The organism is Streptomyces sp. NPDC001816 (assembly GCF_042892235.1).
Lineage (GTDB): Bacteria > Actinomycetota > Actinomycetes > Streptomycetales > Streptomycetaceae > Streptomyces.
On sequence record NZ_JBIATY010000019.1, the window covers coordinates 111,773 to 128,445 of the forward strand.

The following is a 16,673-nucleotide window of genomic DNA, read 5'->3' on the forward strand; positions in this document are numbered from 1 at the left end:
GACGACCAGATTGATGCTTGATCGAATTATCAGGCTATCGATCGTGAATTCCTTCACGAATTCCAGGGTCGCCGGAAACGATGCTGGAAGCAACACGAAGGGCCCTGCTCAGCAGGGCCCTTCGATGCGCTGTGCGCGGGGGTCGTTCAGGCGAGTGCCGCGGCCGGCGGGGCAGTGGGCCAGCTCATACGGATCAGCCCACCGTTCTCGCCCGTGGTGACCTCCACGTCGTCCACGAGGCCGCTGATGACGGCGAGGCCCATCTCGTCCTCCTCCGCCTCCACGTCCGCGTCCGCAGCGGCACCGCCGGCCACCCGCTCGGCGGGGGCGGCATGCGGGGCCTCGTCGCCGACCTCGATGGAGAACTGTTTCTCCTCCTCGATCAGCGCGACCTTCACGGGTGCCATGATGGCGTTGCTCTGGTGCAGTCCGACGGCACGCGAGCAGGCCTCACCGACGGCGAGCCGGACCTCGTCCAGGACGGCCTCGTCCACTCCGGCCCTGCGCGCCACCGCAGCCGCCACCAGCCGGGCGGTACGGACGTGCTCGGGCAGCGCGCTGAAGCGGAGTTCGACGGTGGCCATGCATCCCCCTCGCGACTACGGGCGTGCGATCCGGGGGCGGGGCGCCGAGAGCCCACACCCCCTGATGAACTTCTGGGCCCCGGACACACCGGCCCGGGGCGGGACCGACCGGCGTCCGGACCGATGGGTGGTCCGGAGCCGGCGATCGGCCCGGTGTCAGTCGGTGGCCGCCACCGCTTCCTCGACCGAGGTGTGGATCGGGAACACCTTGGTGAGGCCGGTGATGCGGAAGATCTTCAGAATGCGCTCCTGGTTGCAGACCAGGCGCAGCGAGCCCTCGTGGGCACGCACCCGCTTCAGGCCGCCAACCAGCACGCCGAGCCCGGTGGAGTCGAGGAAGTCCACGCCCTCCATGTCGACGACGAGGTGGAAATTCCCGTCGTTCACCAGCTCGACCAGCTGCTCGCGCAGCTTGGGCGCGGTGTATACATCGATTTCGCCACCGACCTCGACGACCGTACGATCGCCGACGGTACGGGTCGACAGGGACAGGTCCACGGATCCTCCAGCACCTTGCTATCGAGCGGTCGCCCCTCGGGACACCTCGGCTTGCGGCCCCCGGGACGCATCGCCAGCCGCGATGGCATTCAATCACTTAACGGCAGGCGTGCACGACGCCTTAGCTCCATTGTCCGCTACGCCAGTGACACACTCGGTGCCGATGGCCAAGAATCACCGATCCGATCGACCCCTGGCAGACCCGGCGTCCCGCCCGTCTCCGGGCACCGTCCTGGACCGGCTCGCCTCGGGGCCGAGCCGCTCCGCGCGCATCACTCATACGGAGCACTTGCCCCCGCGCGCGGGTCGGCATGCCGTCTGGCCTGATCGAATTCGCTCGGAAGTGATCGCGGCCGTGCAGGCGGGCGGCATCGAGCACCCCTGGGCCCACCAGGCGGTGGCCGCCGAGCACGCCCTGGACGGCGATTCGGTGGTCGTCGCCACCGGCACCGCCTCCGGCAAGTCCCTCGCCTACCTCGTGCCCGTCCTGTCCGCCCTCCTGGACGGCTCCGAGGCCCCCAACGGCCGTGGCGCCACCGCCCTCTACCTCGCGCCCACCAAGGCGCTCGCGGCGGACCAGTGCCGGTCGGTGAAGGAACTTTCACAACCGCTGGGCACATCGGTACGCCCGGCCGTGTACGACGGCGACACGCCGTTCGAGGAACGCGAGTGGGTCCGCCAGTACGCCAACTACGTCCTGACCAACCCCGACATGCTGCACCGGGGCATATTGCCGTCCCACCCCCGCTGGTCCTCCTTCCTGAAGTCGCTCAAGTACGTCGTCATCGACGAGTGCCACACCTACCGGGGCGTCTTCGGCTCGCACGTCGCCCAGGTACTGCGCCGGCTGCGCCGCCTGTGCGCCCGCTACGGCGCCTCGCCCGTCTTCCTGCTGGCCTCCGCGACCGCCGCCGAGCCCGCCGTCGCCGCCCGCCGGCTGACCGGCCTGCCGGTGGTCGAGGTCGCCGACGACGCCTCCCCGCGCGGGGAACTCGTCTTCGCCCTCTGGGAGCCCCCGCTCACCGAACTGCACGGCGAGAAGGGTGCACCCGTCCGGCGTACCGCCACCGCCGAGACCGCCGACCTGCTGACCGACCTCACCGTGCAGGGCGTGCGCTCGGTCGCCTTCGTTCGCTCCCGGCGCGGCGCCGAGCTGATCTCGGTGATCGCCCAGGAGCGGCTCGCCGAAGTGGACCGTTCCCTGGTCCGGCGTGTCGCGGCCTACCGTGGCGGCTACCTCCCCGAGGAGCGCCGCGCCCTGGAACGCGCCCTGCACTCCGGGGAACTCCTCGGCCTCGCCGCCACGACGGCCCTGGAGCTGGGCGTGGACGTCTCGGGCCTGGACGCGGTGGTGATCGCCGGGTACCCGGGCACGCGCGCCTCCCTGTGGCAGCAGGCGGGCCGGGCGGGCCGCTCCGGGCAGGGCGCCCTGGCGGTGCTGGTGGCCCGCGACGACCCGCTGGACACCTTCCTCGTCCACCACCCCGAGGCCCTGTTCGACCAACCGGTCGAATCCACGGTCCTCGACCCCGACAACCCCTACGTCCTCGCCCCGCACCTGTGCGCCGCCGCCGCGGAGATCCCGCTGACCGAGGAGGACCTGGACCTCTTCGGCCCCGCGTGCGAAGAGCTGCTGCCGCAGCTGGAGGCCGCGAAGCTGCTGCGCCGCCGAACGAAGGCCTGGCACTGGACGCGCCAGGAACGGGCCGCCGACCTGACCGACATCCGGGGCGCGGGCGGGCGGCCGGTGCAGGTCGTCGAGGAGGGCACGGGACGCCTGCTCGGCACGGTGGACGCCGGCGCCGCCCACTCCACGGTCCACGAGGGCGCCGTGCACCTGCACCAGGGCCGCACCTACCTCGTCCGCTCCCTCGACCTGGAGGCCTCGGTCGCCCTGGTCGAGCAGGCCGACCCGCCGTACTCGACCGTCGCCCGCGACACCACGTCCGTCTCCGTCCTGGAGACGGACATCGAGGTGCCCTGGGGCTCCGGCCGCCTCTGCTACGGCTCCGTCGAAGTCACCAACCAGGTGGTCTCCTTCCTTCGCAGACGACTCATCACGGGCGAAGTGCTGGGCGAGACGAAACTCGACCTCCCTCCTCGTACGCTGCGCACGCGCGCGGTGTGGTGGACGGTCACCGAGGACCAGCTGGACGAGGCCCGGATCAACCCGGAGATCCTCGGCGGCTCCCTGCACGCCGCCGAGCACGCCTCGATCGGCCTGCTGCCCCTCTTCGCGACCTGCGACCGCTGGGACATCGGCGGCGTGTCGGTGCCGCTCCACCCCGACACGCTCCTGCCCACGGTCTTCGTCTACGACGGCCACCCTGGCGGAGCGGGCTTCGCCGAGCGCGCCTTCCACACCGCCCGCGACTGGCTCGCCGCCACCCGGGAGGCCATCGCCTCCTGCGAGTGCGACTCCGGCTGCCCCTCCTGCATCCAGTCCCCCAAGTGCGGCAACGGCAACGATCCGCTGCACAAGAGGGGCGCCGTACGGCTCCTCACGGTGCTGTTGCGGGGGGCGCCGGAGGAGAAGCCGGACGAGGGCTGAGGGGCGCGGCGTCCGAGCCGGCTGCCTCACCCGGCACGGCGGACGGCACGGGTCCCGGCGGCACCGGCCCTGCCGGCCCGGCTCTGGCCCTGACCTCCGCCGCGAACGGCCCCCGTCCCGACGCCGCCGTCACGTCCGAGGTCTCGCCCACGATCGCGCACCGCACCAACCGGGCCCCCTGTGCGGCCGCCACCCGCTCCGCCCGGACGCAGGCCTCCGCACCGCCCTCGGCCCAGTGGTCCGCCGCCGCGAGCGCCGCCAGGTCCGCACCGCCGGCCGCCCGGTGCCGCACGACAACGGCCTGCCCGAGCGCAAGCACGGCACCGAAGACCACACAGAGCACGGCAATCGCCCCAAGGCTCCAGATGGTGGCGGACCCCCGATCCGAGCCCCGGAGGCCCCGCCGACGGCGCTTCAGGCTCCTGCCTCCGAGGTCCTCACAGTCAGGACTGCGATCCACGGCCTCACCGCCAGGGTCCACACGGCCATCGCAGGGCCGGCGCGTCGCGGCTCCACCTCCCGGGTCCCCGCGGCCACCGCCGGGCCGATGCGTCACGGCTTCACCTCCCAGGTCCCTGCGGCCACCGCCGGGCCGGCGCGTCACGGCTCCACCTCCCAGATCCCCACGGCCATCGCAGGGCCGGCGCATCACGGCTCCACCTCCCAGATCCCCACGGCCACCGCCGGGCCGACGCGTCGCGGCTCCACTCCCAGATCCCCGCTGCCAGGGTGGCCCTTCACGACCCCGCCTCCCCGGTCCCCAAGTCCGGGCCAGCCCTTCACGGCCCCACCTCCCCGGTCCCCGCAGCCGTACCCGGGCCCGCTCCGACCGCGTCCTCCGCCGCTGCCACGGCCTCCTCCCGTACCTGGAACGGCAGGCCGGTCAGCAGCGGCGGCTTGGCCACCACTGTCACGTGGATCTGGTCGCCCTCCCGGCCGACCGTCACCCGTGCCCCACGCGGGGCCGCCTCCTGGGTCACCTCCACCACCGCGCCGGGCGGGTCCTGCCGGGCGGCGGCCCGGGCGCCCGTGCGGGCGGCGTCCACACACTGGATCTGCGCCGCCACCACGAGCAACGCCCAGACCAGCGCCATGGTGAACGCCACCAGCACGGACAGCACCATGGCCGACTCCGCGGTCACGAACCCCCGGTCCGCCCCTCGCTCACATCCGCGCACTGAGGGCTCGCTTCACGATGGCCTGCAACTCCGCCTTGACCTGGCCACTGGTGACGACCTCGTAGAGCAGCAACGCGAACCCGACCGCCGCGACGATCCCCATCGCGTACTCGGACGTCACCATTCCCGCGTCCCCGCGGCACCGCTCCCGCAGCCGCACCCAAAGCCTCACGGCCCTGTCCCGCACCTTGAAGTTCCGCACCTCAAACTCCTCTCGTTCCAGCTCTGTTGTCCGATGTCCGACTCACCTGCAACCTGCGCCGCCCCTCAGCCCCCACCTCCTCCCACCACTCCGCCCGCCAGCCCGATCACCACGGGCAGCACACCGATCGCGATGAACGCGGGCAGGAAGCACAGCCCCACCGGCGCGGAGACCATGACGGCCGCCCGGCGCGCCCGGGCCGTGGCGTCGCGGGCCCACTCCCCGCGGGCGTCCGAGGCGAGGCGGGCGACGGGCGCCGCCGCGGGCAGCCCCGACTCGCCGGCCCGCTCCAGCAGCCGGGCCAGGGCACCGGCGCCGGGCAGCGCGGCCAACCGCCGCCAGGCATCGGCCGGTTCGCCACCCAGCCGTACCTCCGCCGCACCCCGCGCCAGCGCGTCCCCGACGGGTCCGCCGAGGGCCTCCCCCACCGCCTGCGCCGCGATCACCGGACCGGCGCCGGCTGCGATGCAGGCCGCCAGCAGGTCGGCGGCGAGCGGGAGTTGGCGGGCGGCCAGGCCCGTGTCGATCTCCTCCGCCGGGCCCTCCCGCGGCTGCCGGCGCCGCCATCGCCACAGTCCCGCGCCGACGCCGAGCCCCACGACCGCACCGGCAACCCCGCCGACCAGCACCCACGCCCCGCACGCCGCTCCGGCCACGGGCAGCCACCGCCGGACCGCCCCACCGATCTCGAAGGGTGGCCCGGAGTCGTGCGTCTCCTGGGCCAGCAGTTCGGCCACCCGGCGCCGCGCCCGGCGTCGGCGCCGGGTCATGTCCAGCCGCCGGACCGCCCAGCCGAGGGCCAGCAGGGCGGCCGTGGCCGTCCCCAGCCTGTGGACGACTTCCCCGCTCATACCGCCTCAGCTCCCCGCACGATCCGCGCCGCCCACCACATCCCGGCCCCTTCGAACGCCGCCCCGGCCACCAGGCAGCCCAGGCCGGCCCCGCTGTGCAGCAGCACCCGCAGCGGGTCGGCGCCCATGGCCGAGCCGAGGAGCAGCCCGAGGGCGGGCAGCGCAGCGAGCAGCAGTGCCGTCGCCCGGGCGCCCGCCAACTGGGCGCGCAGGTCGGCCCGCTGGTCCCGTTCGGCGCGCAGGGCCGCGTCCAGCCGGTCGAGGCCGGCCGCGAGTCCGGCGCCCTGGTCCACGGCCACCCGCCAGCAGGCGGCGAGCCCCAGCAGCCCTTCGGCGCCCGGCCGGCGGGCCGCGACGGCCAGCGCGCCCGGCACGTCCCCGCCGAACCGCGCCGCCGCGACCACGGCCGCCTGCGCGTCCCCCAGCCCACCGGAGTCCCGCGCGGCCCGCAGCAGTGCCTCAGCGGGTTGCCGTCCCGCACGCACCTCCCCGGCGAGCGCCCCGCACAGGCCGATCACCGCGTCCGCGCGCCCCTCGCGGTCCCGTCCGGCCGCTCGGGCCAGCCGCATCCGGCGCAGCACCGGCACCCCGGCCGCCCCCGCGACGGCCGGAATCACCGAGGAACCCAGCACAGCGAGCAGCAGCCCGGCCGCGAGCGACCACCACTCGGCACCCAACCTCCCGTGCAGTCGCCGCAGTTCGGCCATGGCTTGGTCCCAGGTGGGCGGCCCGGTCGCCACCACTCCGCCGCCGGCCAGCAGCAGCCGCGCCCGCCGCACTCCGTAGTGCCGCCCGCCCAGCAGCCAGGCCGCCGCCCCGACACAGGCCGCCGCCGCGCTCATGGCCATCTCAGTGCTCATTTCCGTCGCCTCTCTCACTCCCGAACTCACCGCGCAGCAGCTCCCGCAGCCGCTCCCAGCCGCGCTCCCGGGCAAAGGCCCGCGCGCCCCACCGCAGCGCCGGCACCGTCCGCACCAGCCCCGAGTCATCCCGCTCCAGCACGTGCACCTCGGCGATCCGGCGCCGCCCGGACCGGTCCCGTACGAGGTGGAGCACCACGGCCAGCGCGGCCGCCAACTGACTGTGCAGCGCGGCCCGGTCGAGCCCGGCCGCCGTCCCCAGCGCCTCCAGGCGGGCCGGTACGTCCGTGGCCGTGTTGGCGTGCACGGTGCCGCACCCGCCCTCGTGGCCGGTGTTGAGCGCAGCCAGCAGGTGGACCACCTCCGGGCCGCGCACCTCGCCCACGACCAGCCGGTCGGGCCGCATCCGCAGCGCCTGGCGGACGAGGTCCTCCAGGGTGACCAGGCCGGCGCCCTCCTGGTTCGCGGGCCGGGTTTCCAGCCGTACGACGTGCGGGTGTTCCGGTCTCAGCTCGGCCGAGTCCTCGGCGAGCACGATCCGCTCACCGGGCCCGACCAGACCGAGCAGGGCGCTCAGCAGGGTCGTCTTGCCGCTGCCGGTGCCGCCGCTGACGAGGAAGGACAGCCGGGCCGCCAGCAGCGCCCGCAGGATCCGGTCCCCGCCGGGCGGCACGGTGCCCGCCTCGACCAGTTCCTCGAGGGTGAATGCCCGGGGACGGACCACCCGCAGGGACAGGCACGTGCAGCCGACGGCCACCGGCGGCAGCACCGCGTGGAGCCGGGTCCCGTCGGGCAGCCGGGCGTCCGCCCAGGGCCGCGCGTCGTCCAGCCGGCGTCCGGCCACGGCGGCCAGCCGCTGCGCGAGGCGCCGTACGGCCGCCGCGTCGGGGAAGGTCACCGGGGCCCGCTCCAGGCCGCCGCCGCGGTCGACCCACACCCGGTCCGGGGCGGACACCAGGACGTCGGTGACGCTCGGGTCGGCGAGCAACGGCTCCAGGGGGCCGGTGCCGACGAGCTCGGACCGTAACTGCTCGGCCGCGCCGAGGACTTCGGCGTCGCCCAGCACCCGGCCCTGTTCGCGCAGTGCCTGGGCCACGCGCGCGGGGGTGGGTTCGGCGCCGCTCTCGGCCAGCCGGCGCCGGACTCCGTCGAGCAGGGCCGCGCCGTCGGCCCGGTCAAGGCCGGGCAGCGTCATCGTGCGCCTCCCGCCTCGACCAGCGCCTGCTCCCAGAAGGTGGTGCAGAAGCGGGCCAGGGGCCCGCGTCCGGTCGCGCCGGGTGGTTTCGCGGCACCCTGGGGGCGCAGCAGTGCCGGTTCGACGGGCACCTCGCCGGCCAGGGGCAGGCCGAGCAGCCGGGCCACCTCGCGGTCGTCCAGGCCGGGTGCGTACGGCCCGCGGACCGCGAGGCGCAGGTCCCGGACGACCATGCCGACCGCCGAGGCCACCCGGCCCGCGGCCGCGACCGCGCGCAGTTCGGCCGGGACGACCAGGAGTGCCAGGTCGAGCTGGGCGAGGGCTTCGGCGACCCCGTCGTCCAGGCGGCGCGGGAGGTCGACCACGACCGTGCCGCCGCGCCGCCGGGCGGCGGCGAGCACCGCGCGCACGGCCTGGGGCGGGATCGCGACGCAGTCGCCGCGGTCCCAGCTGAGCACCCGCAGGGAGTGCAGTTCGGGCAGCGACTCCTCCAGGGCGCCGCCGCCGACCCTGCCGCGCGAGGCGGCGAAGGCGGGCCAGCGCAGTCCCTCGGCGCTCTCACCGCCGAGGAGTACGTCGAGTCCGCCACCCAGCGGATCGGCGTCCACGAGGAGCGTGCGCAGTCCCTCGCGCGCGGAGGTGACGGCGAGCGCGCAGGCGAGCGTGGAGGCGCCGGCCCCGCCCCGGCCGCCGATGATCCCGACGGTGAGGGCCGGGCGGCCGACGCCCTCGGCGACGTCGGCGATCCGGTCGACCAGCCACTGCTCGCCGTCGGGCAGCATCAGGACGTGGTCGGCGCCGATCTGGACGGCCCTTTTCCACACCCCGGAGTCGTCCTGGTCGCGGCCGACCAGCACCACACCGCGCCGGCGTGCGGTCCCGCGCACCCGGCGGGCGGCGTCGTCGCCGACCAGGACGAGCGGGGCCGCTTCCCAGCCACCGCCGTGGTCCGGCACGCCGGGGTGAACCTCCGGTGTGGCGCCCGCGGCCGCGCACAGGCGCAGCAGATCGTCGAGCAGTTCGGCGTCCTCGGTGACGATGAGCGGCCGTCCCGGCCGGCCTCCGGTGGCGGGCGGCGGGTCGTGGGTGACGGTTCCGGTCACGTGTGGTCCCCCTTCGCTGTGTCTTCCGCGCAGCCTCTGCAGCCCCGCGATTCCCAAAGATGTGAAGAACCGGCAACCGGCCTCCATATGAACGGCCGATAGGAACCGGCCATACGCGCCCCGGCAATCAGAACCGGCCATGAACTCGCCGCGGTCGGAGCACGTGGGAATCACGGTGCAACGAACCGGGAAATCGTGTGGATCTTGGTCAAAAACCGTGGACAACTCAGCGGTTGTGAATATCGCCGTCACCCATACCGGTGACCGCTGTACTGGCCCCTGCGCGACTCCCGCAGAGCAGCGCTGCGATTACCGTGAGTAACGGAGTGTGGGCATGACGAAGGGGCGGCCCACGCCGCCCACCACCGGCCTCGCGACCGTTGAAACGAGGAGAAAACCCGCCCGGACATGCGACGACCCCCGCCGGGGGGGAGAGCGGGGGTCGTCCCCACGGCCGACTCGGGGGGGGAGGAGTCGGACCGGGTTAGCACGGTCGCGAACGATCCGTGACTTCCATGGTGTACCCGAGAGCCCTCTCAGGCAAACCCACGCGCCCCACCTTACGCCGAATGGTGGGCGCCTATGCTCAGGGGCGTGGAAAACCACTCCTTGCCCCGCGCAGCAGCCTTCTTTGACCTGGACAAGACGGTCATTGCGAAGTCGAGCACGCTCACCTTCAGCAAGTCGTTCTACCAGGGCGGTCTGATCAACCGCAGGGCCGCACTGCGCACCGCATACGCCCAGTTCGTCTTCCTGGTCGGCGGCCTCGACCACGACCAGATGGAGCGTATGCGCAAGTACATGGCCTCCCTGTGCCGAGGCTGGAACGTCCAACAGGTGCGGGAGATCGTCGCCGAGACCCTGCACGACCTGATCGACCCGATCATCTACGACGAGGCGGCTTCCCTCATCGAGGAGCACCACACGGCCGGCCGCGACGTCGTCATCGTGTCCACCTCGGGTGCCGAGGTGGTCGAGCCGATCGGCGAGCTGCTCGGCGCCGACCGGGTGGTGGCCACGCGCATGGTCGTCGGCGAGGACGGCTGCTTCACCGGCGAGGTGGAGTACTACGCCTACGGCCCGACCAAGGCCGAGGCGATCAGGGAACTGGCCGCGTCCGAGGGGTACGACCTCGACCGCTGCTACGCCTACAGCGACTCGGTGACCGATCTGCCGATGCTCCAGGCGGTCGGGCACGCGCACGCCGTGAACCCGGACCGCGCGCTGCGCCGCGAGGCCGTCGCGCGCGGATGGCCGGTGCTGGAATTCCGCCGGCCGGTCCGGCTCAAGCAGCGGCTGCCCGCGTTCTCCGTCCCGCCGCGCCCGACCCTGGTCGCGGCGGCGGCCATAGGAGCGGCGGCCGCCACCGCCGGCCTCGTCTGGTACGCCAGCCGACGCCGCGGCGTCACATCCTGACCGATTCACCCTCGTTTGAACCCTAAAGTAAAGAAGTGCAGGCAGGGGTTCCGCTTGCTCAGGGGCTGCAGTACAAAGGACTCAAAGGCCCGCGTGACCAAAGGACATCCGAGAGGATCACCTACTACTACGCACTTGGCCCACGGACCACGTATGAACATTGGGCACCCACGCGACGTCGACCCGTCGATTACGGGCCAGCCGCACCAGGTGACGGGCAAAGATCCCGACCTGATGGGCGACATATCGAGGACGCTTGGTAACCCGGTGAACATGCCAGCGGCGGTACGAGGACTCGTACCGCCGCAACCCGTGTCCGGGAGGATTTCTCAGGCCGCCCCGCGCTGCAGCGCCTCGCACACCGCGGTGGACTCGCGCACACCCAGCTCGACCGCCCGGCCGCAGTGGGTGATCCAGGCCGCCATGCCCTCGGGGGTGCCGGAGACGTACGCGTCCAGCGCGGCGAGGTAGGCGGCGCGGCCCAGTTCGGCGTGGCCCACCTCGGCCGGGCAGACCGCCTTCGGGTCGAGACCGCTGCCGATCAGGACGATCCGCTCGGCCGCGCGCGCCACCAGGCCGTTGTGCGAGGTGAAGGGCCGCAGCGCGAGCAGTTCGCCGTGCACCACGGCGGCCGTCACCAGCGCGGGCGCGGAGGTCCCCGCGATGATCAGGTCCGCCAGGCCCTCCAGGCGTCCGGACACCTCCTGGGCGTCCGGCAGCGGCAGCTCGATCAGCGGCTCGTCGACCGGCTCGCCCGCCTGGCGCGGCCGTCCGACCTCGTCACCCTTGTCCGCGGCGGCCACCAGATGCAGCCGGGCCAGCACCCTGAGGGGCGACTGCCGCCAGATGGACAGCAGCTGGCCCGCCTCGGCCGTCAGCCGCAGCGCCGCGCCCATGACGCGCGCCTCGGCGTCGACGCTGAAGTCGGTGCGCCGCCGCACCTCCTCCAGGGCCCAGTCGGCGCCGGACAGCGCCGCCGAACCGCGGGCGCCGCGCAGCGCGGCCTCGGAGGTGATCGCGTTGCTGCGGCGCCGCATGACCCGGTGCCCGTAGACCCGGTCCACGGCCTTGCGCACGGACTCCACGGACTCGGCCACACCGGGCAGCGAGCCCAGGGCCGCAAGGGGGTCCACCTTGTTCGAGCTCGTTCGAGAGCTTGGGGGCGGATCGGCGGTCGCGCCTGTCGTACTCATGAGTACGACACTACGCACCCGAGCCCTCCGCCCCACGAAGGAGTGGTCTTCTTCACTCCGCCTGACACATACAGCTATCAGCTGACTACCCTTGGTGAACATGAAAATTGCTTTCGTCGGGAAGGGCGGCAGCGGCAAGACCACGCTCTCCTCCCTCTTCATCCGCCACCTCGTGGCCGCCGGCGCCCCGGTGGTCGCCATCGACGCGGACATCAACCAGCACCTCGGCCCCGCGCTCGGCCTCGAGGAGGCGGAGGCGGCCGCCCTGCCCGCCATGGGCGAACGGCTGTCGCTGATCAAGGACTACCTGCGCGGCTCCAACCCGCGCATCGCCTCGGCCGCGACGATGATCAAGACGACCCCGCCCGGCGAGGGCTCACGGCTGGTCCGGGTGCGGGAGCCCAACCCGGTGTACGACGCCTGCGCGCGCCCGGTGGAACTCGACGGCGGCGCCGCCCGTTTGATGGTCACCGGCCCCTTCACGGACGCCGACCTGGGGGTCGCCTGCTACCACTCCAAGACGGGAGCGGTGGAGCTGTTCCTGAACCACCTCGTCGACGGCCCCGACGAGTACGTCGTGGTCGACATGACCGCGGGTTCGGACTCCTTCGCCTCCGGCATGTTCACCCGCTTCGACATGACGTTCCTCGTCGCCGAGCCGACCCGGAAGGGGGTCTCCGTCTACCGCCAGTACAAGGAGTACGCCCGTGACTTCGGTGTCGCCCTGAAGGTCGTGGGCAACAAGATCCAGGCACCGGACGACGTCGACTTCCTGCGCGCGGAGGTCGGGGACGACCTGCTCGTGACGGTCGGGCACTCCGACTGGGTGCGCGCCATGGAGAAGGGCCGTCCGCCCCGGTTCGACCTCCTGGAGGAGGCCAACTCCCGCGCTCTGCACACCCTCCGGACGGCCACCGATGCCACGTACGAGCTGCGCGACTGGGAGCGCTACACACGCCAGACGGTGCACTTCCACCTGAAGAACGCCGAGGCGTGGGGCAACGAGCGCACCGGGGTCGATCTGGCGGCGCAGGTCGACCCCGGGTTCGTGCTCGGTGAGAGCGTGGCAACTCCGGTCTGATGCCTACTGCTTGACCGCCGGCGCCCCGGGGACGCCCTTCGGCGCCGGAGCCTGGTGGCCGGAGAGGAAGGACGCCCAGCCCTGCCGGGGCGCCTGGCCCACGTCCAGGGTGCGCAGCTTCGCCAGCGTCTGCGGATCCTGGGCGTCCAGCCAGTCGACGAGCTGATGGAAGGAGACGCAGCGCACCTCGGACTTGTTGCACACCTCCTTCACCACCTCGTCGACGGCCCGCATGTAGGTGCCGCCGTTCCAGGACTCGAAGTGATTGCCGATGATCAGGGGCGCGCGGTTGCCGTCGTAGGCCCGGTAGAAGCCCTTGAGCAGGCCGTCACGCATCTGGTCGCCCCAGTAGTCGTACATGTCGGGGTCGCCCTGGGTCTGTGTGCCGGACTGGTTGACCATGAAGTTGTAGTCCATGGTCAGTTGCTCATAGGTGTGCCCCGGGAAGGGGACCAGCTGCATCGACACGTCCCACAGGCCCTCCTTCTTCTTGGGCCAGACCTGGTCGTCGACTCCGCTGGAGTCGTAGCGGAAGCCCAGCTGGCTTGCCGCCTTCCTGAAGTTCTTCTGCCCTTCCAGGCAGGGGGTGCGGGCGCCGATCAGCTCCTTTTCGTAGTCGAAGGGAAGGGGGGCCGCGTTCTTCATCGCGGTGTTGGTCTTCCAGGTCTTCACGAACTCCTTGGCCTGGGCGATCTCGCTCTTCCACTCCTTCACCGACCACTCGCCGACCCCGCCGTCGGGGCCGCAGAAGTGGCCGTTGAAGTGGGTGCCGATCTCGTTGCCCTCCAGCCAGGCCAGCCGCACCTGCTTGAGGGTGTCGGCGATGCCCTGCTCGTCGTTGAAGCCGATCTCCGAGCTGCCCGGCGAGTGCTGCGGGGGCCGGTAGAGGTCACGCTTCTCCTCCGGCAGCATGTACACGCCGCTGAGGAAGTACGTCATCGTCGCGTGGTTCTCCTTGGCGACCTTGCGGAAGTGGGAGAACAGCTTCTGGCTGTCCTCCCCCGCTCCGTCCCAGGAGAACACCACGAACTGCGGGGGCTTTTGACCGGGCTTCAGCCGCTCGGGGCTGGGCAGATGCGGTTGCGCACCGGTGAACGCGGTCGACCCGTCGCCGATCAGACGGAGCACACTGTTGGGCGCCGGCGCTCCCTTCTGCGGGCCGGACGACCCTTCCTTCGAGCCGCTGGAGCTCGCGCAACCGGCGAGCGAGGCGGCACACGCCGCGGCGACCATGGCGCCGGCGGCGATCCTCTGGTTGGCGGCCATGTTCCGCCACCTTCTTCCTTCTCTCGGACAAACGCTGGCGAGCGCGTTTTGCGGTGATGTGCCGGGTTGTGCCGACAGCGCCGCCAAGGTCGCACGAGGCCGAGAAGGAATTAGTACGACAAGCCGATGAAATGCTCGCTTCACTCGCTGGAGTTACCTGATGCTCCATTTGCCCCGAAAAACCATGCAAGCCCTTTACTTCGCATTACGGTTCATTTACTAAGCATTGATTTCATCCCGCCGCTGCACGCCGTGACCCCACGGCCGCGACCGATCCCCGCCCCGCGGGGCACCCCCCAGTCCGCGACCGCGCCGCCCGGAGGAGACGGGACCATGTCAGCCTGCGCACCCCTTTGCACCCACCACCCCCACCCGCCGCACAGCCCCCCACCAGCCCCGCGCCGGCGCTTCCTCGTCAGGGGCGCCGATCTGTCCGCGTCCGTCGCGGTGTTCCTGATCGCCCTTCCCCTGTCCCTCGGTATCGCCCTCGCCACCGGCGCCCCGCTCCAGGCCGGCCTGGTCGCCGCAGCCGTCGGCGGACTCGTCGCCGGCCGGCTCGGCGGCAGCCCGTTGCAGGTCAGCGGCCCCGCCGCCGGACTCACGGTGGTCACCGCGGACCTGATCCACCACTACGGCTGGCAGGCCACCTGCGGCATCACCGTCCTCGCCGGGCTCGCCCAACTGAGCCTCGGCTGCCTGCGCGTGGCCCGCGGCGCACTCGCCGTCAGCCCCGCCGTGGTGCACGGCATGCTCGCCGGCATCGGCGTCACCATCGCCGTGGCCCAACTGCACATCGTCCTCGGCGGCAGCCCCGACAGCTCCGTCCTCGCCAACCTGCGCGCCCTGCCCGCCCAGTTGGCCGACCTGCACCCGGCCGCCGTGTCGATGAGCGCGCTGACCCTGACCCTGCTGCTGGCCTGGCCGCGCATCCCCGGCCGCGCCGGCCGTCTGCTGCGCGGGGTCCCGGCCGCCCTGGTCGCCGTCGCCGGGGCCACGGCCACCGCCGCGCTGACCGGACTGGCCCTGCCCCGGGTCGACCTGCCGTCCTGGTCCGGGCACGCCCTTCCCCAGCCACCCGACGGTCCGGTGCTGGGCATCGCCACCGCCGTCCTCACCATCACCCTGGTCGGCAGCGTCGAGTCACTGCTGTCCGCCGTGGCCGTCGACAAGCTGATCGCCGCCCGCGGCGGACCGCACGTTCCCCGGTCGGACCTGGACCGGGAACTGCGCGGTCAGGGTGCCGCCAACATCGTGTCCGGAGCGCTCGGCGGGCTGCCCGTCACCGGTGTCGCCGTACGCAGCGCGGCAAATGTGCAATCCGGTGCCGTGAGCCGGAACTCCACGATGCTGCACGGCGTTTTCGTAGTAGTCGCCGCGCTGCTGATGGTCCCGCTCCTGGAGCAGATCCCGCTCGCCTCGCTCGCCGCCCTGGTGATGGCGGTCGGCATCCAGATGGTGTCCCTGCACCACATCCGCACGGTGACCCGCCACCGCGAAGTGCTGGTGTACGCCGCCACCGCGCTCGGCGTGGTCTTCCTCGGTGTCCTGGAGGGCGTGGCCCTCGGGGTCGCCGTGGCGGTCGCCCTCGCCCTGCACCGCCTCACCCGCACCCGTATCACGCATGAGGAGAAGGAAGGAGTCCATCACGTACATGTACGAGGCCAGCTGACGTTCCTCGCGGTGCCCCGGCTCAGCAGAACCCTGCATCTCGTACCCCAAGGCGCCCACGCCGTCGTGGAGTTGGACGGGTCGTTCATGGACCACGCGGCGTACGAGTCACTGCAGGACTGGCAGAGCGCCCACACCGCGCGGGGCGGTTCCGCCGAGCTGGCGGGCCGGCGGGGCGGAGTCACGACCGCCGACCCGGCCCCGTCCGCGGTGTGCCGGTGCCGCCCCTGGACGCCCTGGCGCAACCACCAGTCCTGCTTCGCCGGGACCCCCTCGGCCCCCGCCGCCCCGGCGGCCCGTGAACTGGCCCGTGGCATCAGCTCGTTCCAGCGCAACACCGCCCCGCTGGTGCGGGCGGAGCTGGCACGGCTGGCGCGGGAGGGCCAGCGGCCCGCGCAGCTCTTCCTCACCTGCGCCGACTCCCGGCTCGTCACGTCGATGATCACCTCCAGTGGTCCCGGCGACCTGTTCGTCGTCCGCAACGTCGGCAACCTGGTGCCGCCGCCGGGCGAGGAGCACGGGGACGACTCGGTGGCGGCCGCGATCGAGTACGCGGTGGAGGTGCTCGGGGTCCGGTCCATCACGGTGTGCGGGCACTCCGGGTGCGGGGCGATGCAGGCGCTGCTGGCCGCCGAGCCCGGGGAGCCGCAGACCCCCCTGAAGCGGTGGCTCAGGCACGGGCTGCCGAGCCTGGCGCGGATGGCCTCACACCGCCGCGCCCGGCCCCGGCTGGCCGGGCGGGCACCCGCCGACGCGGTGGAGCAGCTGTGCCTGACCAACGTGGTCCAGCAGCTGGAGCATCTGCGGGCGCACGACTCGGTCGCGCGAGCCCTGGCGGCCGGTGCGCTGGAGCTGCACGGGATGTACTTCCACGTGGGCGAGGCGCAGGCTTATCTGCTCGGGCGAACCGGAAAGGTGTTCGAGGACGTGAAAGACGAGGGGAGTGCAGTGAAGGAGCTGCACAGTCCGGTGTGACCAGCCACCCCCCAGATAGGTCTAAACCAATTTTGCCGTCGACCCTTGTCAT

General features: G+C 72.7%; 15 protein-coding genes. 4 read left to right on the forward strand and 11 right to left on the reverse strand.

Features of this window, described 5'->3' with window-relative positions; translation table 11 throughout:
• Nucleotides 1–146 precede the first annotated feature (146 nt).
• A complete protein-coding gene (locus ACFYZZ_RS42740; protein ID WP_389188692.1) occupies nucleotides 147–584 on the reverse strand; it encodes an ATP-binding protein in 438 nt (145 codons plus the stop codon).
• 156 nt (nucleotides 585–740) lie between these two features.
• The gene (bldG, locus tag ACFYZZ_RS42745) at nucleotides 741–1,082 is read right to left on the reverse strand and encodes an anti-sigma factor antagonist BldG (protein WP_010986038.1); all 342 of its coding nucleotides are present in this window, start codon (nucleotides 1,080–1,082) and stop codon (nucleotides 741–743) included.
• A gap of 82 nt (nucleotides 1,083–1,164) precedes the next feature.
• Between bldG and ACFYZZ_RS42750 the strand changes: the two genes are divergently transcribed.
• Nucleotides 1,165–3,633, forward strand: coding sequence for a DEAD/DEAH box helicase (locus ACFYZZ_RS42750; RefSeq protein ID WP_389188694.1), 2,469 nt, complete (start codon nucleotides 1,165–1,167; stop codon nucleotides 3,631–3,633).
• Here ACFYZZ_RS42750 and ACFYZZ_RS42755 read toward each other — a convergent pair.
• From ACFYZZ_RS42755 to ssd, 7 genes are all read right to left on the reverse strand, one after another.
• Entirely contained in the window at nucleotides 3,584–4,282 is a 699-nt protein-coding gene (locus tag ACFYZZ_RS42755; protein WP_389188774.1) for an Rv3654c family TadE-like protein, read from the reverse strand. The genes ACFYZZ_RS42750 and ACFYZZ_RS42755 overlap by 50 nt on opposite strands.
• Nucleotides 4,283–4,412: 130 nt before the next feature.
• Nucleotides 4,413–4,775, reverse strand: a complete 363-nt coding sequence (locus tag ACFYZZ_RS42760) for a TadE family type IV pilus minor pilin (protein ID WP_389188696.1) — start codon at nucleotides 4,773–4,775, stop codon at nucleotides 4,413–4,415.
• A 22-nt stretch (nucleotides 4,776–4,797) separates the two neighbouring features.
• A complete protein-coding gene (locus tag ACFYZZ_RS42765) occupies nucleotides 4,798–4,998 on the reverse strand; it encodes a DUF4244 domain-containing protein (RefSeq protein ID WP_389188777.1) in 201 nt (66 codons plus the stop codon).
• A gap of 80 nt (nucleotides 4,999–5,078) precedes the next feature.
• Nucleotides 5,079–5,864 (reverse strand): type II secretion system F family protein, encoded by a 786-nt coding sequence (locus tag ACFYZZ_RS42770; RefSeq protein WP_389188698.1) that lies wholly within the window; start codon nucleotides 5,862–5,864, stop codon nucleotides 5,079–5,081.
• Entirely contained in the window at nucleotides 5,861–6,724 is an 864-nt protein-coding gene (locus ACFYZZ_RS42775) for a type II secretion system F family protein (protein WP_389188701.1), read from the reverse strand. Before ACFYZZ_RS42775 ends, ACFYZZ_RS42770 begins: the two co-directional genes overlap by 4 nt.
• Entirely contained in the window at nucleotides 6,714–7,919 is a 1,206-nt protein-coding gene (locus ACFYZZ_RS42780; RefSeq protein ID WP_389188704.1) for a TadA family conjugal transfer-associated ATPase, read from the reverse strand. Before ACFYZZ_RS42780 ends, ACFYZZ_RS42775 begins: the two co-directional genes overlap by 11 nt.
• Nucleotides 7,916–9,022: a septum site-determining protein Ssd gene (gene ssd / locus ACFYZZ_RS42785; RefSeq protein ID WP_389188707.1), complete on the reverse strand. Its 1,107-nt coding sequence runs from the start codon at nucleotides 9,020–9,022 to the stop codon at nucleotides 7,916–7,918. Before ssd ends, ACFYZZ_RS42780 begins: the two co-directional genes overlap by 4 nt.
• A gap of 582 nt (nucleotides 9,023–9,604) precedes the next feature.
• On the opposite strand from ssd, the gene ACFYZZ_RS42790 reads away from it, so the two are divergent.
• Nucleotides 9,605–10,438: an HAD family hydrolase gene (locus ACFYZZ_RS42790; RefSeq protein ID WP_389188710.1), complete on the forward strand. Its 834-nt coding sequence runs from the start codon at nucleotides 9,605–9,607 to the stop codon at nucleotides 10,436–10,438.
• Between the two features lie 329 nt (nucleotides 10,439–10,767).
• Here ACFYZZ_RS42790 and ACFYZZ_RS42795 read toward each other — a convergent pair whose 3' ends face one another.
• Nucleotides 10,768–11,631 carry an oxidoreductase gene (locus ACFYZZ_RS42795; protein WP_389188713.1) on the reverse strand — a complete coding sequence of 288 codons (864 nt, stop codon included), beginning with the start codon at nucleotides 11,629–11,631 and terminating at the stop codon, nucleotides 10,768–10,770.
• A gap of 100 nt (nucleotides 11,632–11,731) precedes the next feature.
• On the opposite strand from ACFYZZ_RS42795, the gene ACFYZZ_RS42800 reads away from it, so the two are divergent.
• Entirely contained in the window at nucleotides 11,732–12,712 is a 981-nt protein-coding gene (locus ACFYZZ_RS42800) for an ATP-binding protein (protein WP_389188716.1), read from the forward strand.
• Between the two features lie 3 nt (nucleotides 12,713–12,715).
• Here ACFYZZ_RS42800 and ACFYZZ_RS42805 read toward each other — a convergent pair whose 3' ends face one another.
• Nucleotides 12,716–13,978: a hypothetical protein gene (locus ACFYZZ_RS42805; RefSeq protein ID WP_389188719.1), complete on the reverse strand. Its 1,263-nt coding sequence runs from the start codon at nucleotides 13,976–13,978 to the stop codon at nucleotides 12,716–12,718.
• A gap of 333 nt (nucleotides 13,979–14,311) precedes the next feature.
• Between ACFYZZ_RS42805 and ACFYZZ_RS42810 the strand changes: the two genes are divergently transcribed.
• Nucleotides 14,312–16,621: a bifunctional SulP family inorganic anion transporter/carbonic anhydrase gene (locus tag ACFYZZ_RS42810; RefSeq protein WP_389188722.1), complete on the forward strand. Its 2,310-nt coding sequence runs from the start codon at nucleotides 14,312–14,314 to the stop codon at nucleotides 16,619–16,621.
• Nucleotides 16,622–16,673: the final 52 nt, after the last annotated feature.

Coding starts and splice junctions, on each gene's coding strand:
- ACFYZZ_RS42740 (WP_389188692.1), bottom strand. CDS start 584: ATGGCCACCGTCGAACTCCGCTTCAGCGCGCTGCCCGAGCACGTCCGT.
- ACFYZZ_RS42750 (WP_389188694.1), top strand. CDS start 1,165: ATGGCATTCAATCACTTAACGGCAGGCGTGCACGACGCCTTAGCTCCA.
- ACFYZZ_RS42755 (WP_389188774.1), bottom strand. CDS start 4,282: ATGCGCCGGCCCTGCGATGGCCGTGGGGATCTGGGAGGTGGAGCCGTG.
- ACFYZZ_RS42770 (WP_389188698.1), bottom strand. CDS start 5,864: ATGAGCGGGGAAGTCGTCCACAGGCTGGGGACGGCCACGGCCGCCCTG.
- ACFYZZ_RS42775 (WP_389188701.1), bottom strand. CDS start 6,724: ATGAGCACTGAGATGGCCATGAGCGCGGCGGCGGCCTGTGTCGGGGCG.
- ACFYZZ_RS42780 (WP_389188704.1), bottom strand. CDS start 7,919: ATGACGCTGCCCGGCCTTGACCGGGCCGACGGCGCGGCCCTGCTCGAC.
- ACFYZZ_RS42790 (WP_389188710.1), top strand. CDS start 9,605: ATGCTCAGGGGCGTGGAAAACCACTCCTTGCCCCGCGCAGCAGCCTTC.
- ACFYZZ_RS42795 (WP_389188713.1), bottom strand. CDS start 11,631: ATGAGTACGACAGGCGCGACCGCCGATCCGCCCCCAAGCTCTCGAACG.
- ACFYZZ_RS42800 (WP_389188716.1), top strand. CDS start 11,732: ATGAAAATTGCTTTCGTCGGGAAGGGCGGCAGCGGCAAGACCACGCTC.
- ACFYZZ_RS42805 (WP_389188719.1), bottom strand. CDS start 13,978: ATGGCCGCCAACCAGAGGATCGCCGCCGGCGCCATGGTCGCCGCGGCG.
- ACFYZZ_RS42810 (WP_389188722.1), top strand. CDS start 14,312: ATGTCAGCCTGCGCACCCCTTTGCACCCACCACCCCCACCCGCCGCAC.